The organism is Enterobacter cloacae complex sp. ECL352, from assembly GCF_020149545.1.
Taxonomy (GTDB): Bacteria; Pseudomonadota; Gammaproteobacteria; order Enterobacterales; family Enterobacteriaceae; genus Enterobacter; species Enterobacter asburiae_B.
Genome location: NZ_CP083709.1, coordinates 4,470,973 through 4,495,387, shown reverse-complemented (window position 1 = coordinate 4,495,387; position 24,415 = coordinate 4,470,973). Strand labels below are relative to the sequence as shown.

24 protein-coding genes are annotated in these 24,415 nt (G+C 53.4%); 19 read left to right on the top strand and 5 right to left on the bottom strand.

All coding sequences use genetic code 11. From position 1 onward, the window contains the following. The first annotated feature begins 1,596 nt into the window (after positions 1-1,596). On the top strand, positions 1,597-3,225 hold the full coding sequence (locus LBF07_RS22235) for an autotransporter outer membrane beta-barrel domain-containing protein (protein ID WP_165356695.1): 1,629 nt from the start codon (positions 1,597-1,599) through the stop codon (positions 3,223-3,225). Between the two features lie 717 nt (positions 3,226-3,942). After that, on the top strand, positions 3,943-4,119 hold the full coding sequence (locus LBF07_RS22230; protein ID WP_094935373.1) for a helix-turn-helix domain-containing protein: 177 nt from the start codon (positions 3,943-3,945) through the stop codon (positions 4,117-4,119). Positions 4,120-4,208: 89 nt separating this feature from the next. Here the strand turns inward: LBF07_RS22230 and LBF07_RS22225 are convergent, their stop codons facing one another. Together LBF07_RS22225 and LBF07_RS22220 are read right to left on the bottom strand one after the other, a co-directional pair. Further along, positions 4,209-4,820 carry a helix-turn-helix transcriptional regulator gene (locus tag LBF07_RS22225; protein ID WP_094935334.1) on the bottom strand — a complete coding sequence of 204 codons (612 nt, stop codon included), beginning with the start codon at positions 4,818-4,820 and terminating at the stop codon, positions 4,209-4,211. Positions 4,821-4,834: 14 nt separating this feature from the next. After that, complete coding sequence (locus tag LBF07_RS22220) at positions 4,835-5,464, bottom strand: response regulator transcription factor (protein WP_094935335.1); 630 nt, start codon at positions 5,462-5,464, stop codon at positions 4,835-4,837. A gap of 352 nt (positions 5,465-5,816) precedes the next feature. Here LBF07_RS22220 and LBF07_RS22215 point away from each other — a divergent pair, with 352 nt between their 5' ends. The 8 genes from LBF07_RS22215 to clcB all read left to right on the top strand — a co-directional run bounded on the left by LBF07_RS22215 (position 5,817) and on the right by clcB (position 13,232). Beyond that, positions 5,817-6,440, top strand: a complete 624-nt coding sequence (locus tag LBF07_RS22215; protein WP_112778047.1) for a glutathione S-transferase family protein — start codon at positions 5,817-5,819, stop codon at positions 6,438-6,440. Positions 6,441-6,510: 70 nt separating this feature from the next. Next, positions 6,511-7,208, top strand: a protein-coding gene (locus LBF07_RS22210; protein WP_103178130.1) for an IS1-like element IS1B family transposase whose coding sequence is annotated in 2 segments (ribosomal slippage) — positions 6,511-6,760 and positions 6,760-7,208 — 699 coding nt in all. Because the reading frame shifts where the segments join, the coding sequence is not laid out codon by codon here. Positions 7,209-7,372: 164 nt separating this feature from the next. Next, entirely contained in the window at positions 7,373-8,110 is a 738-nt protein-coding gene (locus tag LBF07_RS22205) for a YoaK family protein (RefSeq protein ID WP_094935374.1), read from the top strand. A gap of 276 nt (positions 8,111-8,386) precedes the next feature. Then, positions 8,387-9,097 (top strand): osmoprotectant ABC transporter permease OsmY, encoded by a 711-nt coding sequence (gene osmY / locus LBF07_RS22200; protein WP_047061706.1) that lies wholly within the window; start codon positions 8,387-8,389, stop codon positions 9,095-9,097. Between the two features lie 18 nt (positions 9,098-9,115). Then, entirely contained in the window at positions 9,116-10,015 is a 900-nt protein-coding gene (gene osmX, locus LBF07_RS22195; RefSeq protein WP_023327329.1) for an osmoprotectant ABC transporter substrate-binding protein OsmX, read from the top strand. 8 nt (positions 10,016-10,023) lie between these two features. Next, positions 10,024-10,671, top strand: coding sequence for an osmoprotectant ABC transporter permease OsmW (gene osmW, locus LBF07_RS22190; RefSeq protein WP_006808875.1), 648 nt, complete (start codon positions 10,024-10,026; stop codon positions 10,669-10,671). Continuing rightward, positions 10,671-11,819, top strand: a complete 1,149-nt coding sequence (gene osmV, locus LBF07_RS22185; RefSeq protein ID WP_029739367.1) for an osmoprotectant ABC transporter ATP-binding protein OsmV — start codon at positions 10,671-10,673, stop codon at positions 11,817-11,819. The genes osmW and osmV overlap by 1 nt, the downstream gene beginning before the upstream one ends. Positions 11,820-11,921: 102 nt before the next feature. Further along, positions 11,922-13,232 carry a voltage-gated ClC-type chloride channel ClcB gene (clcB, locus tag LBF07_RS22180; protein WP_064672396.1) on the top strand — a complete coding sequence of 437 codons (1,311 nt, stop codon included), beginning with the start codon at positions 11,922-11,924 and terminating at the stop codon, positions 13,230-13,232. Here clcB and bioD read toward each other — a convergent pair. The 3 genes from bioD to LBF07_RS22165 all read right to left on the bottom strand — a co-directional run bounded on the left by bioD (position 13,167) and on the right by LBF07_RS22165 (position 16,240). Beyond that, positions 13,167-13,862: a dethiobiotin synthase gene (bioD, locus tag LBF07_RS22175; protein WP_039262691.1), complete on the bottom strand. Its 696-nt coding sequence runs from the start codon at positions 13,860-13,862 to the stop codon at positions 13,167-13,169. The genes clcB and bioD overlap by 66 nt on opposite strands. A gap of 130 nt (positions 13,863-13,992) precedes the next feature. Then, positions 13,993-15,213: a sugar metabolism global transcriptional regulator Mlc gene (gene mlc, locus LBF07_RS22170; RefSeq protein ID WP_023311510.1), complete on the bottom strand. Its 1,221-nt coding sequence runs from the start codon at positions 15,211-15,213 to the stop codon at positions 13,993-13,995. Positions 15,214-15,307: 94 nt separating this feature from the next. Next, positions 15,308-16,240, bottom strand: coding sequence for a LysR family transcriptional regulator (locus LBF07_RS22165; protein ID WP_048980481.1), 933 nt, complete (start codon positions 16,238-16,240; stop codon positions 15,308-15,310). A gap of 121 nt (positions 16,241-16,361) precedes the next feature. On the opposite strand from LBF07_RS22165, the gene LBF07_RS22160 reads away from it, so the two are divergent. The 9 genes from LBF07_RS22160 (at position 16,362) to LBF07_RS22120 (ending at position 24,414) form a co-directional block, all read left to right on the top strand. Continuing rightward, positions 16,362-17,615 carry an MFS transporter gene (locus LBF07_RS22160; RefSeq protein ID WP_094935337.1) on the top strand — a complete coding sequence of 418 codons (1,254 nt, stop codon included), beginning with the start codon at positions 16,362-16,364 and terminating at the stop codon, positions 17,613-17,615. Between the two features lie 173 nt (positions 17,616-17,788). Beyond that, a complete protein-coding gene (locus LBF07_RS22155) occupies positions 17,789-18,271 on the top strand; it encodes a type VI secretion system tube protein TssD (protein ID WP_094935338.1) in 483 nt (160 codons plus the stop codon). Positions 18,272-18,284: 13 nt separating this feature from the next. Continuing rightward, a complete protein-coding gene (locus LBF07_RS22150; RefSeq protein WP_094935339.1) occupies positions 18,285-18,734 on the top strand; it encodes an STM2901 family protein in 450 nt (149 codons plus the stop codon). Then, positions 18,719-19,063, top strand: a complete 345-nt coding sequence (locus LBF07_RS22145) for a DUF1493 family protein (protein ID WP_094935340.1) — start codon at positions 18,719-18,721, stop codon at positions 19,061-19,063. Before LBF07_RS22150 ends, LBF07_RS22145 begins: the two co-directional genes overlap by 16 nt. A 184-nt stretch (positions 19,064-19,247) precedes the next feature. Continuing rightward, on the top strand, positions 19,248-20,168 hold the full coding sequence (locus LBF07_RS22140) for a hypothetical protein (RefSeq protein WP_206462068.1): 921 nt from the start codon (positions 19,248-19,250) through the stop codon (positions 20,166-20,168). A 321-nt stretch (positions 20,169-20,489) separates the two neighbouring features. Further along, the gene (locus LBF07_RS22135; protein WP_094935342.1) at positions 20,490-21,977 is read left to right on the top strand and encodes a carboxypeptidase M32; all 1,488 of its coding nucleotides are present in this window, start codon (positions 20,490-20,492) and stop codon (positions 21,975-21,977) included. Between the two features lie 156 nt (positions 21,978-22,133). Beyond that, positions 22,134-22,673: a thioredoxin fold domain-containing protein gene (locus tag LBF07_RS22130; RefSeq protein WP_094935343.1), complete on the top strand. Its 540-nt coding sequence runs from the start codon at positions 22,134-22,136 to the stop codon at positions 22,671-22,673. A gap of 174 nt (positions 22,674-22,847) precedes the next feature. Then, the gene (asr, locus tag LBF07_RS22125) at positions 22,848-23,312 is read left to right on the top strand and encodes an acid resistance repetitive basic protein Asr (RefSeq protein WP_032657610.1); all 465 of its coding nucleotides are present in this window, start codon (positions 22,848-22,850) and stop codon (positions 23,310-23,312) included. A 280-nt stretch (positions 23,313-23,592) separates the two neighbouring features. Further along, the gene (locus tag LBF07_RS22120) at positions 23,593-24,414 is read left to right on the top strand and encodes a serine protease (protein ID WP_033145374.1); all 822 of its coding nucleotides are present in this window, start codon (positions 23,593-23,595) and stop codon (positions 24,412-24,414) included. Position 24,415 lies beyond the last annotated feature (1 nt).

The following is a 24,415-nucleotide window of genomic DNA, read 5'->3' as shown; positions in this document are numbered from 1 at the left end:
CGCTCTGTATCCCGTTTCTCCCGAGAGGACAGGACGCCAGCTTACACGTCAACTTTTCGTTCAAAGCAGACATTTTTTCTGCTGCAGTGCGCTTTGTACCGTGAGTTCAAATGCTTAATGAGGTCGCCCGGCGTTTAGCGCGTTCGGTGCCGAATCAGCTCTATCGCACCTTTCCGGGTTAATAATAGAACCTGTAATGCGTCCCGTAATAATAGATGCCGTTCAGTTTATTCTGAACGGAATTTTTCTTTTTATTTTCGTTTTATTAAAGAAATATTAACATCATTTTCGCATTAAAGTGCAATCCTGTTACCTGGATAAACCCAGGGTAATAACGTCAAAAAACGACAACCCTATGAGTCGCTTGTAACAATCATCTGACCTTTTAGGGGAAAAAGTACTAAAGTGGACTTTTTTTTCTGAGTGTTTCTTTTTAATTGTAAGTAAAATTTGCCAACTTTTTAGTCGGCCGCAATTAATATTGCTCGCCGCAATATATCGGTGCCATTTTTATGGCGAAATTATTATCTATGGTGCATTATGGCAAACGCAAAACAGCAGTCTCCAAATAGTTTTAAACCAAAAATCAAGGCAATTAATATTGTTATTTTAGGCGCCCTTTATTCCTGGGGTTCCTGCGCATCTGCACAAACCATCAGTGCCGATACCGATGTTACAGGTAAAAATGTTACTGATGGCGTGCTGATAGACACTGCTGGTGTCACTGCCAATATCAATGGCGGTAGCAAAATAAGTAATGCCCCTGATAAAGATAGTGTAACCATTAATCTTACAGATCCTACGAAAGGCGCAACACTGAATGTCAGCGGTACAGGGACCACTATTTCTGGTGGAAAAATTGGTATAGATGTTGCCAGCTCCACAGGGGCTGCGGTTAACGTCACGGATAACGCGTATGTTGAAGGCGTGGAAACCGGTTTATTCGTCCGTAATAATGTTAATGGTCAGGCTAACGCGAACCTGAAGGTTGAAAACTCAACAATCAAGGGTGGGAAAAACGGAGTGTATGTTTGGGAAGCAACGGGAAAAAGTGGCAGCAATATAGATATTTCTAATTCCCTGATAGAGGCCAGCGGTGGCGGTTATGGCGACGCGGCCGTATTTATGAGCGAAGGGAGTAGTGTTGTCCATATCACTAACAGCACGATTAAATCGGACGATCGCGGCATCTCGTCCAATGGTGGTTATTCCGGTATAATGGATATCACGGACTCCACTATTTCAGCTCAGTCTGGCTTAAGATTAACACAAAATAACGGAAGCGCTTATAACATTTCTAACACAACTATAAATGGCGATGATACAGGTGTTTATTATACAGCATCCGGTAATAAAAATACCAATGTAACGCTGTCTAATGGCACCACTGTATTCGGGGCTAAAAATGGGATAGCCACTGAGGATTCTGATAATGAAAATAATATTATCAATATTGATGGCTCCACGGTACGTTCCTCGACCGGCAATGGTATTTCACTGGGCGGCGGTTTCACGTTAAATTCTAGCGCCGGGTCAACGATCGAAGGTGATAAAGCCATCATCCTTAAAGGGGATACCACTGGCAGCACCATCAACGTGAAAGATTCGACCGTCACCGGCAAAACCAATTTGCTGAAGATTTCCGGTACCAGTGCGGTGAATACGGTCGGTTTCAGCGGCTCCACCCTTTCCGGCGCCATCACCAGCTCTTCAGGTGCTGACCAGTCGGTGAACATCGACAGCTCAGCCTGGAACGGCAGTGCCGGGAAAACCGGTACCGGCGCGCTGGCGCTGAATATCAGCAACGGCTCAACCTGGATCAACAACGCGGCCACGGATGTCGATGCCATCAGCCTGACCGGTGCCAGCAACATCGTCATGGACGGCGGGAATATCCACACCGCAAGTCTTTCCGACAGCGCACCGACCACGCTGCTGGCGGCGGCCAGCCCGACGGCGTCAACTATTTACTCCACGTACAACGCGGAAACCGGTTCAGCCTACGTGCTCACGGCCGACAAGGCCACCGGCAGCTTCAATGCCGGCGTGACCTCCAACTCCAGCGGTGCAGCGGGCGATATGACCGGCAACACCATTGTTCAGGTGACGGACGGTTCCGGTGCGACCTTCAACTCCATGCAGAACGATGTCGGGGTTTACCGTTACGAATCACACAGCGTGGCTAACGCTGACGGGTCAACCAGCGTGATCCTCGATAACTTTACGCCAGAACCGACGCCAGAACCGACGCCTGGCCCGAACCCGAACCCAAACCCGAACCCGAATTCGCGCACGCTCTCGACCGCCGCGCAGGCTGCGGTGAATACCCGTGCGGCAGCGATGAGCATCTGGAGCGACGAACAGGATGCGCTGAACCGCCGTCTGGATCACGAGCGCCTCACCGGCAGCAGCGACGGCACGGTGAACGCCTGGGGCAGCTACTACGGCGGCTACCACCGTCAGCAGATGGAGCAGACCAGTACTGCCTACGATCAGACCAACAACGGCTTTATGTTAGGTGCTGACAAGCGTGTCGATATCGCCCCGGGCAACCTGCTGTTCGGTTTTGCCGCCACCCGCGGGTATTCGGATGTGAACATGCATGACGGCGGCAGTGCAGGCACAGATGTCGACAGCTACGGCGCCTCACTGTATACCTCACTGCGTCTGAACAACGGTCTGTTCTTTGATGCCAGCATCAAGGGTACGCACCTGAAAAACGACATCAGCGTGACGTCTCTGGACGGCGGTCATACTACCGGTGACTATAACAACAATGGCTTCGGCGGGGCTTTCAAAACGGGCTACCACAAGCAGTTTAATGCCTGGTATATCGAACCTTATGCCCAGATTTCATATGCACGCTATAACAGCGTCGACTACAAGCTGAAAAATGGCCTGCACACGAAAGATGACGGCAGCACGTCACTGGGTCTGGAAGGCGGTGTGAATGCCGGTATGGCGATGGCGCTGAACAATGGCACCGAGGTCCGTCCGTATGTGCATCTGGCCGTTGCGGGTGAAACCGAGAACGGCAACACGATGGACATCAACGGCGAGAAAATCAACGACAGCACCGACGGTTCACGCGGCATCGTTGGCCTGGGCGCGGATGTGAAACTCACCAAAAACCTGAGCGGCTGGGCCGGGGCGAACTATGCCAAAGGTCAGGATAACTATGAGTCACCGTGGATGCTGAATGCCGGTGTCGGCTACACCTGGTAATAAATGACACGAACGAAAACCGGGCATGATGTTATGCCCGGTTTTTTTTACGAAAAGCCTGCAAAGATAACGTCCTTTTACAAAGCTTCCGCATGCACAAAAAGATAACACGTTCCTGCGCAGCCAGCTTTCTCCCCCGCTCCTGCCGCCCTCACCTCAGCAACCCATCGCAATCCAGCAACCAAAGAGCCCTGCCTGCAGATACATCAGGTTGGTTCATAAACACGGTTTTATGATAATAGCGGACAAATAAAGAAATTTAGTCTGATGTAACAACCAGAACACAATCCTTTTAAGGACTTACAAAAGAGACTTTTTTAACTTCCTCAGTATCATCTTTTAAGATCTGCAAGGAGCTCCAGATAATAATATTACGGAATTTGTTTCAATTAATTATTGTGGAGTCAGGATTGAAAGCCACATTACCTATATTAACTGGCTGCGTTGCTATTGCCCTCATTCATAATACCTTCGACACTGTCAATTTTCGCGGCACCCGTTTTTAGATAAAGCAGCAAAAAAAGAAGTTTCATTAATCGTGCGCAACCCGTTCAGTGCACCGTATTTAATTGAGGCGGTAGTGAAAAACCTTAACAACGACGTGCACAAATCCCCCCACCTCATCATTCTTCCTTTCTGTGATCAGGAAGGCGGGAAAACAGGAATTATCGATACTGCCTCGGCAGTTAGTTGACAATACTGAATTTGATTGCCCTGATGAATGAAGATGAGGCGTTGAGTGCTTATATCAACGTCAGTGATTATATTCTCGAAAAAACCCGACTTTCACGCAGTCGTGTTATTAAAATACTGGGCGATTTGCGTATCGGTGGTTATATTGAGATCAATCGAGGTATTCTGATAAAAATTAATAAATTGCCTGAAAAATATTAAACGCTTTTAACGGATAATTAACACTAGGCCGTTACATCTGACAAAAAATACCGGAGGATAAATTACCTGACGTAAGAACAGCCGCCGCATCATTGCGGCGGCTGGAGCTTTTGTATCGCTTTGCGAAGTTGCAGATCATTCTTGACCCCCAGCTTAAACATAATCTTTCGCTTATGGGTACTGATCGTTTTCTGACTTCGAAACATTTCGCGTGATAATTCAATCCCGGTTTTACCGCTTTTCAGGCCAATAAGTACTTTTTTTTCTGCATCGGTAAAAATCATACCGTCGGTTATATTATTCTCCTGCTCCTGCAGTCGCAGGAAGTGAGCACTGATATAACGTTGTTTTTTCAAACTGTGTTTTATTAGCTCACGCAGTTCAAGCAGACGTTCATCCACACAAAGCAGTGAACATCGGTATGACCTCATGAGCTGATGCGCCAGCTTCTCCTGACATGCAGAGAGCATAACCAGAGCAGTTCCTTCACCTGGCCGGCAGAGACTTTCGTACTCCGCGGCGGAGATATCAGTAAGCGTGTCATATGCAGTGAAATCAAGCAAAGTCAGATGTGCATTATCATGCCGAACAACTTCATAATTCCATTCGGGATTTTGTTCGCGAAAAGCCTTCAGGCTGGATAGAAACCCGTTCAGTAGAGTCGGATGAACCACACGGGAACAAACAGTAAAAGTAAACATAGTTCTCCAGATGTTCAGACTGAATAGATCTGATCCAAACGATTAAGCAGATCCAGCCAACTGGCTGACTTTTGCAGGCTCAGACGCAACCGGATGTTTTGTTTATGGGTGAAGACCGTTTTATATCCCATATGGCGCAGACTGGCGATCTCATAGGCACTCAGACCTCGGGCGCAGTCGATAAGAATATTCAGTTCAGAGTGTGTGAGCCTATTTATTCTATTCATGTTATTTATTTGCGGAGAGCGTAAAGGCAAATATTCTGAACTGAAATTTTTGGATAACATGCGCTGAGCGAGTTCTTCTTCCAAATAATTTTCGCAGAGTAGCGTCTGTACACCAAGCTGGTACATCAGTCTGATAAGCAGGTCATCCCGTTTTGCGACCCATACGATAATTTCTTTTCCCTGCATTATTAGATGGTGAATTAACCGTAATAGCGAATATATTTCCTCACCGGCACCACTAAGGCCTGCAGCGAATAAAGACGCTTGATCAGTAAAGGGAGGCACCTCTTCTAATAGCGCATCTGGTTCAATCTCTAACAGAGAGCCATTGACGGCCTGGATGCTGTTTTTGGCCGCATTGCGAAACAGTGGCCGAGGTTCATAAAGTATAATTTCTGTTATTTTTTGCTGTAACATCGTATCATTTATAAATATAATTCCATATAGATTGATATTAGATAAATATGCGGCAATATTGGAGCGGTTTTGTGTCCAATAAAGGATGTCAATTACACACAAATCATTTTTTGGAATTCCCTGCGCGGGATTTATATTTTTTGGCAGGAAAACGATGGTCGCTGGTTTGGTACCATCGACAACTCCTGCGGTATGAGCGCGGCGCAGTTGTCAGCGACGGCAAAAAGATCGGCATCGCCGGAAGTGGTCGATTGGGTAAGACTGTACATCCCACTAAATTTTGCCCCAACCTTCCCCGTTCAACTGGTGTATTGTTTTTAGACAATTCATTCCTCTAAAGGACACCTGCGCAATGATCACCATCCTCGGCAAAACCACTTCCATCAACGTGCGTAAAGTGCTCTGGACCTGCGAAGAAGCAGGCCTCGAATATCAACAGGAAGATTACGGCAGCGGTTTTGCCTCAACGGAAACGGATGCCTTCCGCGCGCTGAACCCCAACGCCATGGTGCCGGTGCTGATCGATGACGATTTCGTTCTGTGGGAGTCCAACGCCATCTGCCGTTACCTGGCGCGCAAGGCCGGACGTCACGATCTGCTGCCCGCAGAACCGCAGGCCTGCGCCAACGTTGAGCGCTGGATGGACTGGCAGGCAACCGAATTTAACAACGCCTGGCGCTATGTCTTCCCGGCGCTGGGGCGTAAAAACCCGGACTTTAACGATCCAGAACGTATTGCGGCGGGAATAAAAGAGTGGAACCACTGCATCACCATTCTGGAAAACCAGCTGCAGCGCACCGGCACCTTTGCGGCAGGCGAGACGTTTACCCTTGCGGACGTGGTGCTTGGGCTGTCGGTGAATCGCTGGAAAATGACGCCCTTTGATAAGCCCGACGTGCCCGCGATTGAGGCCTGGTTTGAACGCCTTAACCAGCGACCGGCGTTTTTGCGTCACGGAAATAACGGCATGATTTAAAGTATTCTCGACCCCGGTGATGCTGCCAACTTACTGATTTAGTGTATGATGGTGTTTTTGAGGTGCTCCAGTGGCTTCTGTTTCTATCAGCTGTCCCTCCTGTTCAGCTACTGACGGGGTGGTGCGTAACGGCAAAAGCACTGCCGGACATCAGCGCTATCTCTGCTCTCACTGCCGTAAAACATGGCAACTGCAGTTCACTTACACCGCTTCTCAACCCGGTACGCACCAGAAAATCATTGATATGGCCATGAATGGCGTTGGATGCCGGGCAACCGCCCGCATTATGGGCGTTGGCCTCAACACGATTTTCCGCCATTTAAAAAACTCAGGCCGCAGTTGGTAACCTCGCGCATACAGCCGGGCAGTGACGTCATCGTCTGCGCGGAAATGGACGAACAGTGGGGATACGTCGGGGCTAAATCGCGCCAGCGCTGGCTGTTTTACGCGTATGACAGGCTCCGGAAGACGGTTGTTGCGCACGTATTCGGTGAACGCACTATGGCGACGCTGGGGCGTCTTATGAGCCTGCTGTCACCCTTTGACGTGGTGATATGGATGACGGATGGCTGGCCGCTGTATGAATCCCGCCTGAAGGGAAAGCTGCACGTAATCAGCAAGCGATATACGCAGCGAATTGAGCGGCATAACCTGAATCTGAGGCAGCACCTGGCACGGCTGGGACGGAAGTCGCTGTCGTTCTCAAAATCGGTGGAGCTGCATGACAAAGTCATCGGGCATTATCTGAACATAAAACACTATCAATAAGTTGGAGTCATTACCCTCGACCCCATTTTGAGTAAGGATATTTTAATTAATTACTAAACCCTGAAAGTCGTCAGAGGGAATAATAATTAAGCCATATCCTGGACAGCCCGTTGCGCCGCTTTGCTAGCCTGAATATTCAGGCAAAGCTCAATCTGGAGGTATTCTTGCTGATTAGACTCAAGAAAGAACGAACGCATAAGGAGGATCGCCGGCTTGCTCTCTGGCTGGCGACCTCGGCAGGTTTGCTGAATGCCATCGCTCTCGGGGCATTTGGTTTTTTCCCCTCACACATGACCGGCAACACCTCCCAGTTATCGAGCGAAGTCTCTTCCACCGATCTGAGCGATATGATTTTCTTCGGCTCGATTATTCTCTCTTTTGTCGCAGGCGCCATTGTTGCGCGCATGATTGTGATATGGGGAATTATCCATAACGTCAGGCTGGTTTTTTGCCAGATCCTGTTTGTCGAAGGGTTATTACTGACCGGCGTCTCCTTCTACGAGATGTATTTTCATGCCCTCACCAGCAACCGCGTGATTATTCTTTTTCTGTGCGGACTAATGGGCATTCATAACTCCACCTCCACGCAGCTTTCAGGCGGACGGGTGAGATCGACGCACATTACCGGCACGCTGACGGACGCGGGGATATCCCTGGCCTCGGTACTGGTGGCGATGCTGCGCAGGGATTACTCCAAAGATACGGCGGCGCAAAAAAGTCAGCTGACAACCCACTTAACCACCCTTTTCTCGTTTATTTCGGGCGGCATCGCGGGGCTGCTGCTGTTCAGATGGATCGGGTTTAACGCCATGCTGGCGCTCGGGTTGATGCTCGCCGTGGTCGCTATCGTTTCAATTATCACCGTCTCGACGCGGGTTCGACGGGTTCGTGCCTCTCTGTGAAGATAATGTCTGATATCCGGCGTATGAGCCCTTTAGATGTGACACTGTCACATCTAAAAATTCGCTTTAGGACTATTCTGTCTGACCCTCAATCAGCCCTTATGCCATAAGGCCTAACCCAAGGTTGTCACTGTTTTCATAGGGTTACTGATTTTACCACTTCGCTGGAACCCTTCCCAAACGCTTGCTATAGGTGAAATACCCCTGCCGAAACATGGCATAACAACAGGCAACCGGTGGTTGCTATAACGCATGCGCACAGGGAGACACACCGCAATGCACCCATTACTCAAACGTTCGCTGCTGTTTGTCGGCGCTATTATCGTGGTCCTCGCCCTCCTCGTCTGGGGTATCGGGATGGAGACGATTAAGGCGCGCCAGGTTGACCTGGTTTATCTCGGGCAACAGCACATGATTCTGGTTTTCTCATCGATGTTTTTTGCCCTGCTGGTCGGTATTCCAGCCGGCATTCTGCTGAGCCGCCCGGCCGCGCGGGGTATCGCCGAATATGTGATGCAAATTTTTAACGTCGGCAACACGCTCCCGCCGCTGGCCGTACTGGCGCTGGCGATGGTGGTGATTGGCATCGGCGATACGCCCGCCATCATCGCCCTGTTCCTCGCCTCGCTGCTGCCGATCGTGCGCAATACCTACGCCGGGCTGTGCTCGGTACCGCCGTCGCTGCTGGAAGCGGCAAACGGCATCGGGATGACCAAATGGCAGCGTCTGCGTCAGGTTGAACTGCCAGCCGCCTGGCCGGTCATGCTCTCGGGGATCCGCATCGCCACCGCCATTAACGTCGGTACCGCGCCGCTGGCGTTCCTGATTGGCGCCAGCAGCTACGGCGAGCTGATTTTCCCCGGTATTTACCTGAACGATTTCCCGACCCTGATCCTCGGCGCGGCGGCCACCGCCCTGTTCGCCCTGATCCTCGACACCCTGCTGGCGGCGCTGGGTCGCGTAATGAGTCCCCATCTCGCTCGATAACTATAACAAGGAGCTTTTATGAGACTGTTTTCCGGCCTGACGGCGCTGTGTGCCGCGGCGCTGTTCACCAGCCAGGCGATGGCGGCCCCGCTGATTCTGGCGACCAAGAGCTTTACCGAGCAGCATATTCTCTCGGCGATGACCGTGCAGTACCTGCAAAAGAAAGGTTTTCAGGTCCAGCCGCAAACCAACATTGCCACGGTGATCTCCCGCAACGCGATGATCAACAAGCAGATTGACATGACCTGGGAGTACACCGGCACGTCCTTGATTATCTTTAACCATATCAACAAGCGCATGTCGCCGCAGGAGTCTTACGAGACGGTGAAACGCCTGGACGCAAAGCACGGTCTGGTCTGGCTCAAGCCCGCCGACATGAACAACACCTACGCTTTCGCCATGCAGCGCAAGCGCGCCGAGGCGGAACACATCAACACCATGTCGGAGATGGTGGCGAAGATTGAGCAGATCCGTAAAACCAACCCGGACAAAAACTGGCTGCTGGGATTAGACCTGGAATTTGCCGGGCGCAGCGACGGCATGAAGCCGCTGCAGGCGGCCTACAAGATGGATCTGGACCGCCCGCAAATCCGTCAGATGGACCCCGGTCTGGTCTATAACGCGGTGCGCGACGGCTTCGTCGACGCCGGCCTGATTTACACCACCGACGGGCGCGTAAAAGGCTTCGACCTCAAGGTGCTGGAAGACGATAAAGGCTTCTTCCCGAGCTACGCGGTGACGCCGGTGGTGCGTAAGGACACGCTGGAGGCCAACCCCGGTCTGGAAGAGGCGCTCAACACCCTCTCGGCGCAGCTCAACAACGACGTTATCACCGAGCTGAACAAGAAGGTGGATATCGACCATCAGTCACCGCAGCAGGTCGCCCGCGATTTCCTGCGTAGCAAACAGCTGCTGTAGGAGGCGCTATGGAGACGATTCACTACATTCTCGACAACTGGGATTACCTCTTAACCCTCACCCTTCAGCACCTGTGGCTGGTGGCGCTGGCCGTAGGTTTAGCCATCATCATCGGCGTACCGCTGGGCATTCTGATTGTCCGCCATAAGTGGCTGGCAACGCCGGTGCTGGGGATTGCCACCATCGTGCTGACCATTCCGTCCATCGCCCTGTTTGGCCTGATGATCCCGCTGTTTTCGCTGATCGGTCAGGGTATTGGCGCCCTGCCCGCCATTACGGCGGTGTTTCTCTACTCGCTGCTGCCGATTGTGCGTAATACCCATACGGCGCTCGACAGCCTGCCGCCGGGCCTGCGCGAAGCCGGACGCGGCATCGGCATGACCTTCTGGCAGCGTCTGCGCTGGGTCGAGATCCCGATGGCGCTGCCGGTGATTTTCGGCGGGATCCGCACCGCCGTGGTGATGAATATCGGCGTGATGGCGATTGCCGCCGTGATCGGCGCGGGCGGTCTGGGCCTGCTGCTGCTCAACGGCATCGGTGGAAGCGATATTCGCATGTTGATTGCGGGCGCGCTGATGATTTGTCTTTTAGCGATTGTGCTCGACTGGCTGCTGCACCGTCTGCAGGTGGTTCTGACTCCAAAGGGGATTCGATAATGATAAAACTGGAAAACCTCACCAAACAATTTTCACAGAAGCACGGCCAGACCTTTAAGGCCGTCGACAACGTCAACCTGACCGTGCCCGAAGGGGAAATGTGCGTCCTGCTCGGCCCGTCCGGCTGCGGGAAGACCACCACCCTGAAGATGATTAACCGCCTCATTACCCCGAGCAGCGGGACGATCCTGATCAACGGTGAAGACACCAGCGGGATGGACACCGTCACCCTGCGCCGCAACATTGGCTACGTTATCCAGCAGATTGGCCTGTTCCCGAACATGACCATCGAAGAGAACATCACCGTCGTGCCGCGCATGCTGGGCTGGGATAAAGCGCGCTGCAAAACCCGCGCCGAAGAGCTGATGGATATGGTGGCGATGGATCCGCATAAGTTCCTCAACCGCTACCCGCGCGAGATGTCCGGCGGCCAGCAGCAGCGTATCGGCGTCATCCGCGCCCTGGCGGCGGATCCTCCGGTACTGCTGATGGATGAACCCTTCGGCGCGGTGGACCCGATCAACCGCGAGGTGATCCAGAACCAGTTCCTGGAGATGCAGCGCAAGCTGAAAAAAACCGTCATGCTGGTCAGCCACGATATCGACGAAGCCCTGAAGCTCGGCGACCGTATTGCGGTGTTCCGTCAGGGGAAAATCGTGCAGTGCGCCAGCCCGGATGAGCTGCTGGCGAAACCGGCGAACGAGTTTGTCGGCTCGTTTGTCGGTCAGGACCGCACCCTGAAGCGTCTGCTGCTGGTATCGGCGGGCGACGTCACCGACCAGCAGCCGACCATTACGGTGCGGGGCTCTACTCCGCTTCCCGACGCCTTTGCGACCATGGATGATAATGACATTCGGGCCGTTACGGTGGTTGACGAGCACGGCAAACCGCTGGGCTTTGTGAAGCGTCGCGAAGCGCGTAACGCCAGCGGTACCTGCGCCGACATCCTGCATCCGTTCCGCATGACCGGCAAGGCGGAAGACAACCTGCGCGTGGTGCTTTCACGTCTGTATGAGAGTAATACCAGCTGGATGCCGATCGTGGATGAGGACGGTCGCTACAACGGCGAGATTTCGCAGGACTATATTGCCGAGTACCTGAGTTCAGGGCGTACGCGTCGGGCGCTGAATATTCATAGCGACAGCTAACCTTTCTGGCCGGGCATCGCCCGGCTTTTTCGCACGCAGACCTTTTGCTAACCCCGCGATTTCCCGCCACAATATCGTATCGTCCCCGTTAAAACGCGACCCATGCAACGTCTTCATACCTACCCCGACATCCGCGCGATGTTTCGTCGTCTGCTGATTGCCACCGTCACCGGCGTGCTGGCCGCGCTCGCCGTTGCGGTATTCCGCCACAGCATGTACCTGCTGGAGTGGCTGCTTCTCAGCAACGACAGCGGCAGCCTGGTGAATGCGGCCGCGTCGCTCTCGCCCTGGCGGCGCGCATTAACGCCCGCGCTGGGTGGGCTGGCCGCCGGACTGCTGCTCTGGGGATGGCAGCGTCTCACCGCGCAGCGGCCTCATGCTCCCACCGATTACATGGAAGCGCTGGAGACCGGAGACGGCCAGTTTGACTACGGCGCCAGCCTTGTGAAATCCCTTGCCTCGCTGCTGGTCGTGGCCAGCGGAAGCGCCATCGGGCGTGAAGGGGCGATGATCCTGCTTGCCGCCCTCGCCGCCTCCCTTTTCGCCCGGCGCTTTACGCCCAAATCCGAATGGAAATTATGGATAGCCTGCGGTGCCGCCGCCGGGATGGCCAGCGCCTATCACGCGCCCCTGGCCGGAAGCCTGTTCATCGCGGAAATTCTGTTTGGCACGCTGATGCTGGCCTCTCTCGGCCCCGTGGTGATCGCGGCGGTGGTGGCGCTTCTCACCACTCAGCTCCTGGCTCCGGGCGCGGGTACGCTCTACGCGGTCCATCTGAGCGGCCTCCTTACCGCGGCCGATTATGCTCTTCTCGTCGCGATGGGGCTGGTGGCGGGCCTCTGCGGACCGCTGCTGATGTGGCTGATGGACGTCAGCCACGGGCTTTTCCTGCGCCTCAAGCTTTCACCGCCGTGGCAGCTGGCGCTGGGCGGTGCGATCGTCGGGCTGCTGTCTCTTCTCACGCCGAAGGTGTGGGGGAATGGCTACAGCGTGGTTCAGGCTTTTCTGCTCGCCCCGCCGCTGCTGTCGGTGATTGCCGGGGTGTTCATCTGTAAACTGCTGGCGGTACTGGCGAGCAGCGGATCGGGCGCGCCCGGAGGGGTGTTTACGCCCACGCTGTTTGTCGGTATGGCAACAGGAATGCTGTTCGCGCAGCTTTTCGCGCTGTGGCTGCCGGGCTCTGAGACGGCGATTTTGCTGGGGCTGGCGGGAATGGCAACGCTACTTGCCGCGACCACGCATGCGCCCATTATGTCGGCGCTGATGGTCTGTGAAATGACCGGGCAGTATTTTTTACTGCCCGGCCTGCTGGTCGCCTGCGTGGTGGCGTCCGTGCTGTCGCGGACGTTACGCCACGACTCGGTCTATGGTCAACACGCCACCGAGGGCAGAGAGATCGATGTACTGCGCTAGCTCGCGCTGCTCGGCGCGGGGCAGATAAGGCAGTTCACCCACCAGCGGCCCGGGCAGCTTTTTGCTCAGCACGTCGATGATCTCGGCGTAGTGCGCCAGGCCCGGGTTGATGCGGTTTGCTACCCAGCCAATCAGCGGCAGGCCGTCATTGGCGATCGCCTGCGCCGTCAGCAGCGCGTGGTTGATGCACCCTTCCTGGATACCCACCACCATTACCACCGGAAGCTGTTCCTGTACGACCCATTCAGACAGCGGGCGCAAATCATTCATCAGGCTGCGCCAGCCGCCCGTCCCTTCCACGACCACGTGGTCCACCTTTTCGCTCAGGTTCGCCAGGCCGTCGGACAACAGGGGATAATTAATCAGGCCGCTGTGCGCTACGCTGCTCTCCTCTTCGCTTAACGCAATGGGATTGACCGCGTGATAAGGCAGTTCCAGCGACGAGACGCTTTGCAGCACCAGGGCGTCTTTATTACGCAATCCCTCTGGCGTCTCTTTACTGCCTTTTGCGACCGGTTTGTATCCTGCCACGCGTTTACCGCTTGCTGCCAGCGCCTGCAGCAATGCGCGGGATACGACGGTCTTGCCGACAGAGGTATCTGTACCAGTAACAAAGAAACGCTTAAGCATGACTCACTCCACCTCTTGGGTATGCTTCGAAAATATAAACCAGGTAAATAATTCAGTGGAGGAAGTCTACGGGATGCGTGCGCTACCCGGCTTGAGATAGCGCAATTTTTCTTACATCTGCGGAAAAGAGTTAACCCTGCAGCAGGCGGATCAACAGCGAGCCGTTATACATGGCGTCTTTGACCAGCGCCGCGCCGGCCATGGTTCCCTGGTTGGAAAACTGGGTGCTTTCTACCGCAATATTTTTGCTGTAGGCGGGAAGCGACTGCTGATGGATACAGGCCGAGATTGCCGGGAAGAGGATCTCCGCCGCCTGGCTCAGCGGTGAGCCAATAAGGATTTTTTGTGGATTGAAGAGGTTCACCATAATGGCCAGAATGCGGCCAACGTTATTACCCACGCCGGTAATAATGTCCTTCGCCAGCAGATCGCCCTGGCGCGCGGCGGCGCAGAGGGAATCCACCGTTAAGGGTTGTCCGTGCAGCGAAGAGCTCATGGACTGGCTGAGCCTGACCTGCGCCAGCTCCAGCACGCTTTCCACGCTGGCAATGGTCTCCAGACAGCCGTGGTTTCCGCAGTAGCAGCGCTTGCCGTACGGGTCGACCTGGGTATGACCGATTTCCACCAGGCTACTGCTCCCGGCGTGGAGAAGACGTCCGTCGGTAATCACGCCCGCCCCGACGTTATGGTCGATGACCACCTGAATCACATCCCGCGCGCCGCGCGACGCGCCAAACAGCGCTTCCGCCATTGTCCAGGCGCTGATGTCATGCTGAATATAGACGGGCACGCCGGTATGGTTTTTCAGCACCTCGCCCAGCGGCATCTCTTTGACATCGTCGTAAAACGGCATGCGGTGAACAATACCGTTTTCGGTATCAATAATGCCCGGCATGGTGATGGCAATCGCCGTTAAGCGTTCCAGCCGCTGCTGATGGCGGATAAAGAAGTGATCGATATGCGAGACAATCGCGTCGAGGAGCGGTTCCTCCGCGTTGAGCGGCAGTTCAAGCCGGTCTTCCACCACCAGCTTGCTGCTCAGGTCGCGCAGCGCAAGGAAGATCTCCCCCCGGCTGATGCGCAGTGACAGGTAGTGCCACGCTTCCGTTTCAACCACCAGCCCGACAGCCGGACGACCGCGGCTGCCTGGCTCCTGAATTTCCGTCTCCTGAACCAGGTGCGCTTCCAGCATCTCGCGGACAATCTTGGTGATACTGGCAGGTGCCAGTTGTGCCAGGCGCGAAAGATCGATACGCGAAACCGGACCAAGCTGATCAATCAGGCGATACACCGCGCCAGCGTTGGTCTGCTTAATCTGATCGATATGCCCTGGCTGACTATCAGCAACCACCTCGTACTCCCTTATTTTCGAGCTTCGAAATAAACTGTTTGCTATGGTGAAGCACTTGCATGTCCGTCGTCAAATATTTACTTAGCCATGTGATTTACCGCACATTTTTACCCTCTTTTGCGTGAAAATGCCGCCCGGCAGAGGCGCTCATTAGCTGCTGTTTGAAGCGCTGTGCGGCATGGCTCTGTTCACGGTGTTTTGACCACACCAGCCACATTTCGGAAACGGCATCCTCTTCGGCGATGGTCACCCAGCGCATTTCGCGCAGCTGCACCCGCTTAAAGGAGGCCGGAAGAATAGATACGCCCAGACCGGCCGCGACCAGGCCGATAATGGTCATCGCTTCCCCTACCTCCTGAGTGATGACCGGGGCAAGATCGTAGCGGCGCATCAGCCCCAGGATATCGTCATACAGACCCGTCCCGACCTGCGGGTCAAAAAAGACAAACGGCTCTTTTGCCAGCTCTGCCAGCGAGACCTCCGGACGCGACGCCAGCGGGTGATCGTGCGGGATCATAGCCATCAGCGGTTCGCGCAGGATAACCTCCCACGCCAGCGTGTCCGGCAGCTGGGTGTTACGCATCAGCCCCAGATCCAGCGCTCCCTCATTCAGCGGTGCAATCTGCTCGCGGGTGTTGATTTCGCGCGTCTGAATGTGAACATCCGGAAAGTGGCGACGAAATGACGATAGGGTCTCCGAGACGGCGCTGATAAACGGCGCGGACGAGGTAAACCCGATCCGAAGCTCTCCGGCTTCCCCGAGATAGAGCCGCTCTGCACGGGCGGCGGCGTCATCAACCATGCTCAGAATTTGTCGGCTGTCGATCAGGAACTGTTTACCCGCCGCCGTCAGGCTCACGCTGCGGTTGGTGCGGGCCAGAAGGCGCGCCCCGACCTGCTGCTCCAGGATTTGAATCTGCTGGCTTAACGGTGGCTGAGAGATATTCAGGCGTGCCGCCGCACGGCCAAAATGCAGCTCCTCGGCGACGGCGACAAAGTAGCGAAGATGACGCAGCTCGATATTCATATTTTTAAAGTATCATTTGAGATTATTAATATATTAGACAGAATATTTACATTTTCCTACCCTGAACAGGTGGTCATACCCGTCACCAGAAATCACGGGGATGTTTAAGCAAGGAAATTGTGTGAGCCGTACAACGACTATTGATATCGATCCGGCAAGAGATATCGATGATTTACCCGCAGCACCGCAGCCGGTCCAGTTCATTAAACGTGGTACCCCCCAATTTATGCGCGTCACGCTGGCGCTCTTTTCCGCCGGTCTGGCGACCTTCGCCCTGCTCTATTGCGTTCAGCCGATCCTGCCCGTTCTCTCTCATGAGTTTGGCGTATCGCCTGCCAGCAGCAGCGTTTCGCTCTCTGTTTCTACCGGCATGCTGGCGATTGGGCTGCTCTTTACCGGGCCGCTGTCCGACGCCATTGGCCGTAAACCGGTGATGGTAACCGCGCTGATGCTGGCGTCGGTCTGTACGTTACTCTCGACCATGATGACCAGCTGGCACGGTATTCTGGTGATGCGCGCGCTGATTGGGCTCTCGCTCAGCGGCGTGGCGGCGGTCGGGATGACCTACCTCAGCGAGGAGATCCACCCGAGCTTTGTTGCTTTCTCTATGGGGCTTTACATCAGCGGGAACTCGATTGGCGGAATGAGTGGCCGCCTGCTGAGCGGGGTGTTTACGGACTTCTTTAACTGGCGTATTGCGCTGGCGGTAATCGGATGTTTTGCGCTGGCATCAGCGCTGATGTTCTGGAAAATTCTGCCGGAATCGCGTCATTTCCGCCCGACATCGCTGCGCCCGAAAACGCTGTTTATCAACTTCCGCCTGCACTGGCGCGACAAAGGTTTGCCGCGACTGTTTCTGATGGGATTCCTGCTGATGGGTGCCTTCGTCACGCTGTTTAACTATATAGGCTACCGCCTGATGCTCTCGCCATGGCATCTGAATCAGGCCGTTGTCGGTTTGCTTTCTGTGGCCTATCTCACCGGCACATGGAGCTCGCCAAAAGCCGGGGCGATGACCGCACGCTATGGACGCGGGCCGGTACTGCTGGTCTTCACGGGCGTGATGTTACTCGGCCTGCTGCTGACGCTATTATCCTCGCTGTGGTTCATCTTTGCCGGGATGCTGCTCTTCTCCGCCGGGTTCTTCGCCGCCCACTCGGTCGCCAGCAGCTGGATTGGCCCGCGCGCGCGTCGCGCCAAAGGCCAGGCATCATCGCTGTATCTGTTCAGCTATTACCTGGGCTCCAGCATCGCCGGGACCCTCGGCGGCGTGTTCTGGCATAACTACGGCTGGAACGGCGTGGGCGGGTTTATCGCGCTGATGCTGTGCGCGGCGCTGCTGGTGGGGAGAAGCCTGCATCAGCGTTTGAAATAAACAAACGCTATCCCCCGCATATCAGCTAATGTACGGGGGCGCGTTTCTCATGTTAGCTAAACTTAATTCAGTATTAAGTAAAACGAATTCTTTATAACCATTTTGTGCATTCAGCTCTCTTCCCTCTCTCTGTAAGCTCATCGACTTCATCGTATGAAAAGAGGGATTTTAAAATGGCCATTCCAGGCAATATGTGGTTGTTCGATGACGGTGGTGCGCTTATCAAAGGCGGTTGTGATGTGCAGCACAGGGAATACAGCATTGAGTTCAAAGGATTTCACCACAATCTTTCGACGCCAACCGATAACCTGACGGGTAAACCTACGGGTAAACGCATCCACTCCCCAATGATGATCGTAAAGGAATTTGATTACTCATCACCCTATCTCTACAAAGCGGTCGCGACAGGTCAGGCTCTGCAAAAAGCCGAACTTAAATTCTACAAGATTAATGACGCAGGTCTTGAAGCGGAGTATTTCAATATTCTTCTGGAAGGCGTGCGGATTGTTTCAGTATCACCTGCAATGGCCTCGCCGGGCGACACCAATAACAACCACCTCGAAACGGTTGAATTGCGCTATGAGAAAATTACGTGGAAACATAACGACGGCAATATCATTTTCTCTGACGCATGGAATGAACGGGCGACAGCGTAACTGGGGTACTGGTATGGATACTACGGAAGAAATTAACGGAACCTACTTCTACAGAGGTCATTCAAACGTCACTCCGGGCGAGTTACTTGAGATCATTTTTCTTGAGGAGTTTTGTATGGAGTTGGGGATAGATGCCGTTTCAGGCGCGGCTATTTTGGGCGGACAACCGTGGCTAAGGACTCGGGCAAAACCTGAAGGCGCTACCCTGGGAACAAGCGTTGTTTCAAAGTACGCGCGAATAATTTTACGGGACGCACGTCTCCCCTTCGGGATTAAAATTCCCACTCCCGTAGGCGTCAGGATGCAGCCAACTAACAAACTCGCAGCGGTAATTGGTCGTTATATCCCCTGGCTGGGGTGGGCCTCACTTGCACTGACTCTTCATCGAGTTTCAACGCGTACGCAAGAAAAATACAATTTGATTGCACGACCAAAAGACCGCATAGCGTGGACATCTTTCTGATGAGCATCGTAGACGACGTGTTATGTATGTTTCGGGATGAAATTCCTGGCTATCTGGATAACCAGTGGAAAGAAGTCCCTCTGGAACTGGATTCTGATTTATTCGATTCACCGGGCGATGACCTTCATGATGCATTAACCCGTTACGAGAAAGAGTTTAACGTCGATTTATCGGGTGTGGACTGGTCTCATTATTTTCCCTGGCAGAACACCCCATTGTTAGATCGCTGGTTTAAGCTGAAGCGGGAAGAAGTTGAAGCAACCCGCATACCGTTGACCGTAAGAATGTTTGCAGAGTCGGCAAAAGCAGGAAAGTGGCTCTACGACTGACTAATAAGGGGCTTCGCGCCCCTTGCATCAAAAGTGCACTAATCCTCCATAATTCACGATACACTCCCTCAATACTCCCAAAACGATAAGGAAGAACAAGAATGGAAAAAACATCAGCTTATCAACAACTCATGACATGCCATGCTGAATGGATGAAACGTATGCAGAATGAGGAATCAAAGTGATGAGTCATGATGCAGAGCTTATTGCCAAGGCTATATCAGCACTTCAACCAAAACCCGATTATCTTAAGGACTATGTTCTTCCTTTTGTGATTGCTCTTTTTGGTGCACTACTGGGTGGTCTTTCCGCTGTTCGCATAAGCAAACGTCAAGAGTTAAAAAACATTGCCAGAGACAATTTTGTAGCAGCAAACCAAGTTTTTGTATTAGCACATGGATGTCTGGCAAAGCTGGTAGCAATCAAGTCAAATTACGAGCACATCTCATCAGACGTCCCGCTGGTAAGGGCGGGAGAATTCCCCACAATAGTCACCAAGCTCGAAGATGTTAAATTCAATGCTCATGAGCTTTTTTTCATTAGGACTAGACCCGCAGCAAATAAGAGTCTTTGGCAAAAGATAAAATGGACATTCCTTCATCGCATTTTAAGAAGAAAAATTAAGCAACCTTCAATAGATGAGTTGCGTAAATCCTGGAGAAATGTTGTCAAGATTGGCGCGATGTTTGAAAACTACAATCAAGTTATGGAGCTTCTGCGTAAAAGAAACCATATCAATGAAAGGGTTAAAGAGGTTATGTCTCAGGTTGGTATCTTGGAATACAGGGACGTGAATTTAGTACGAAAAATGCTTGGTGATGAACTCTGCGGTGGATTTGTAGATATAACAGAATCAGCAATTTCTTTAACTGATTATGTCCTTGATGAATTACATCAATTTCTCTTGGAGTTTCCGAAGATTGCTGAGAGCAACATTGAACTGAGTAAAATCAAAGAGTGGGGACACCTTCCTACCTATCACAATAAGCAACAAGCATTTTTAAACTGTTTGAAACCAATAGTGAAGCCTAACTATATAACGATGTCTGAATACACAGGCATGACAGAGGCAACTGTTTTGAAAAAATATAATTACGAGAGATAACTAAAGCACAGCGGGGGGAGTTTCGCCCCCCCTCCTTCCTTACTGGACTTGTCTAGACATCACTGTGGCCTTATTTAACGCCAGAAGCATCTGTTTCAACGGCTGTCTGGTCTTATACACACGATCTGACGTGGTGGTGTGCGCATGACTGAGTATGTGATATCGAACTGAATCCGGTACCCACTGCATCTGTTTAGAGTGTCTTTTCCTCCATACATACCCATCTCTTTCAGTGAAGGAAATGTGCAGGGATTGTGTTGAATGTTTGTTACTATTCACGAATGCTCCTTAGAACACTCCCACTTAGAAGGACGATGTAGAATGGAAAAAACCCCGCAATACCAACAACTTGTAAAAGTATTCCAGCGTCTCTCCCGCTTCTCGCACCTCTCCTCCATCGCCAGCTGGGACATGTTCACCATGATGCCGCCGGGCGGCAGCGCCGCGCGCGGTGAAGCACTCGCGGAGATGAGCGTCCTGCAACATCAGATCCTGACCGATAAAAAAGTCGGCGACCTGTTAGCGGCGGCGGCAGGTGAAGATCTGAATGATGTCGAACAGGCCAACCTGCGCGAAATGACGCGCCACTACCAGCAGGCCACTCTGCTGCCGGAATCGCTGGTGGAAGCGAAATCCCTGGCAGGCAGCAAATGTGAACACGCCTGGCGTACTCAGCGCCCCGCTAACGACTGGCAGGGTTTTTCCGCCAACCTGAAAGAGGTGGTCAAACTCAGCCGCGAAGAGGCTCGCCTGCGGGCCGAAGCCAAAGGCTGTACGCCGTACGACGCGCTGCTGGACATTTTTGAACCCGACATGACCAGCGCGCGTCTGGACGTTCTGTTCGGCGATATGAAGTCCTGGCTCCCGGACCTGCTGGCAAACGTGGTCGAAAAACAGGCTCAACGGTCGTTTATTCCGCCGCAAGGCCCCTTCCCGACGGCAACACAGCGTGAACTGGGCCTTGAAGCCATGAAGATGCTTGGCTTCGATTTTAACGGCGGTCGCCTGGACGTGAGCGCGCACCCGTTCTGCGGCGGCGTCCCGGAAGACGTGCGCATCACCACGCGCTATGACGAAGATGAGCTGCTCAGCGCGCTGTTTGGCGTGATCCACGAAACCGGACACGCCCGCTATGAACAAAACCTGCCGCGCGCGTGGGCAGGGCAGCCGGTTGCCCTGGCGCGCTCAACCGCGATCCATGAGTCACAGAGCCTGTTCTTTGAAATGCAGTTGGGGCGCAGTGAAGCCTTCCTCAGGCATCTTCTCCCTGCGGTACACGCCCGCTTTGGCAGCCAGGCGGCGTTCAGCGAAGAGAACTTCATTGCCTGGAACCAGCGCGTGAAGCCTGGCTATATCCGCGTCGATGCGGACGAAGTGAGCTACCCGGCACACGTGGTGCTGCGCTATGAGATTGAGCGTGCGCTGATCAACGGCGAGATCGAGGTGGACGATATTCCCGCCCTGTGGGATGAGAAAATGCAGGCCTGGCTCGGATTATCCACCAAAGACAACTACCGCAACGGCTGTATGCAGGACATCCACTGGACCGATGGCGGTTTTGGTTACTTCCCGTCATACACGCTTGGCGCTATGTACGCCGCGCAGCTGTTCCATGCCGCCCGAACCGCACTGCCGGGTCTGCAGGCCTCCATCGCTGAGGGCGATTTTTCCGCACTCTTTGAGTGGCTGCGTCAGAACATCTGGCAGCACGGCAGCCGCTTCAGCACGTCGCAATTAATCACCCAGGCGACGGGTGAAGATCTGAATATCCGTTACTTCCGCGAACATCTGACCTCCCGTTATCTTTAATCCCTCTGCCGGAGCCTGCTCCGGCACTCTTCTCACCCTTTTCAATAAGAATATGATTTAGCACATGTTGTCATGATTGCGTCGGGTGTATGAATGCGTGTCCTTCCGACACAATTAGACTGCCATCTGGTCAGGATTAAAAAAATAAAGGGATGAATGATGAAAGGCATAATGAAAACGATGTTAGCCATTCTGTGTGCGACAAGTTTAAGTACTTTCGCAGCCACGGATACTACCCCGCAAGACGCGTTCAACGATATTACCCGTTCTCTTGCAGACCTCCAGCCCATCACGTTTCAGGCTCCTGCTGAAAAATATAAGCTGCTGGTGTTTATTGATAATCAGTGCATTTACTGCAGCAACGTAGTGAAAAGCGTTAAGCAATATACGGATGCCGGTTTGACAATGTCGTTTCTGACCGTTGCGCCCAACGCCATTCGCGACTCGGTAATTGAAGATATGGGGCGCGTCTGGTGTTCAACCGATAAGGTCAAAAGCCTGCAACAAGCGATGGCAGGATTTTTACCGGATAACGACACCACCACAGCCTGCTCCGATCTGATCGCGCGGCAATCTGCCCTGGCAGAACGTTTGGGCATTAGCATCACCCCGGTAATGGTGGTGATCGAGCCTGAATCACGGACGATTATAGGCAGTCAGTCTCCGGCGGCTATTCTGGCCACACTGAACAAATAACAGAGGCCCGTACGAGCAGCGGCGTTTGGCCTGTTCGTACCCTTTTCTCCCCGCTGTACATTCCGTTACACGCCGATACCAATCACTCACGGAAACCTCGAATTTACAGGGATATAGTTATTTCAACGGCCCCGCAGTGGGGTTAAATGAAAAACCAAATTCGAGGGTATGAGAATGAATAAAGTATTAGCTCTGGTTGTTGCCGCTGCTATGGGTCTGTCTTCTGCTGCATTTGCTGCTGACACTACCGCAACTGCCGCACCGGCTGCCGCGCCTGCTGCAACCACCACCGCTGCGCCAGCAAAAGCGGTTCACCATAAGAAACATCACAAAGCTGCAGCGAAAAAAGAAGCCGCTGCACCAGCAACAGCAGCACCAACCGAGCAGAAAGCTCAGGCTGCTAAAAAGCACCACAAAAAAGCCGCTAAACCGGCTGTAGAGCAGAAAGCGCAGGCTGCTAAAAAGCACCACAAAAAAGCGACCAAACCGGCTGTAGAACAGAAAGCGCAGGCTGCTAAAAAGCACCACAAAAAAGCGACCAAACCGGCTGTAGAACAGAAAGCTCAGGCTGCTAAAAAGCATCACAAAAAAGCAGTAAAACACGAAGCTGCTAAACCAGCTGCACAGCCAGCTGCGTAAGAGTGCAAGCTTAACCGTGCCCTTCGGGGCACGTTGGTAAACCGGCGCTGAACCGGAACAGGTTCCGCGCCGTTTTTTTATTTCCGGAGGGCGTATGCTGCGACGCTATCGGTTTGAGCTGATTCTTATCCTGCTTATTTTATGCGCGCTCATCGCCAGCCATTTTTATCTTTCCTGATTGTAGCACGCTGATTTTACTCCCACTTTAGCGCTGTCCCGTCTATAGTATTTTCATAGGGTTCACTTTTAATAATCATAATTACCCCCACCAGAGTGTGATATGCGTAAATCTGTTGTGTTGTTACTGGGAACGTTTGGTCTTTTTTCTGGATTCTCACATGCGGATGATGGCGGTGATGACACCATTAGCGCGAAAGAGCTAAAGACGCTTTTTTTCGGTCATGACGATCGTACGCGCGTCGCCGATCCCACCCAGGCCCCCTGGGATGCTATAGGTCAACTGGAAACCGCCAGCGGTAACTTATGCACCGCGACGCTGATCACCCCGCAGCTTGCCCTGACGGCAGGCCACTGCCTGTTAACGCCGCCAAACGGCAAGCCGGATAAAGCGGTTGCCTTGCGGTTTGTGTCGCAAAAAGGGACCTGGCGCTATGAAATCCACGGCATTGAGGGACGGGTCGATCCGTCTCTCGGCAAACGCCTGAAGCCGGATGGCGACGGCTGGATAGTGCCACCGGCGGCCGCCTCATGGGACTTTGGCCTGATCGTTTTACGCTACCCGCCTTCGGGCATTACGCCGCTGCCGTTATTTGACGGCGACAAGGCCGCCCTCACCGCCGCGCTGAAAGCCGCCGACCGAAAGGTGACGCAGTCAGGCTATCCTGTCGATCATCTGGATACGCTTTATACGCACAGCGACTGTATTGTGACGGGCTGGGCGCAAACCAGCGTACTCTCGCATCAGTGCGATACGTTGCCGGGTGACAGCGGTTCGCCGCTGATGCTGAAAACCGACAATGGCTGGCAGTTGATTGGTGTCCAGAGCTCTGCCCCGGCGGCAAAAGACCGGTGGCGCGCCGATAACCGCGCCTTGTCCGTTACCGGTTTCCGCGACCAGCTGGAAGCGCTGGCGCAGCAGTAAA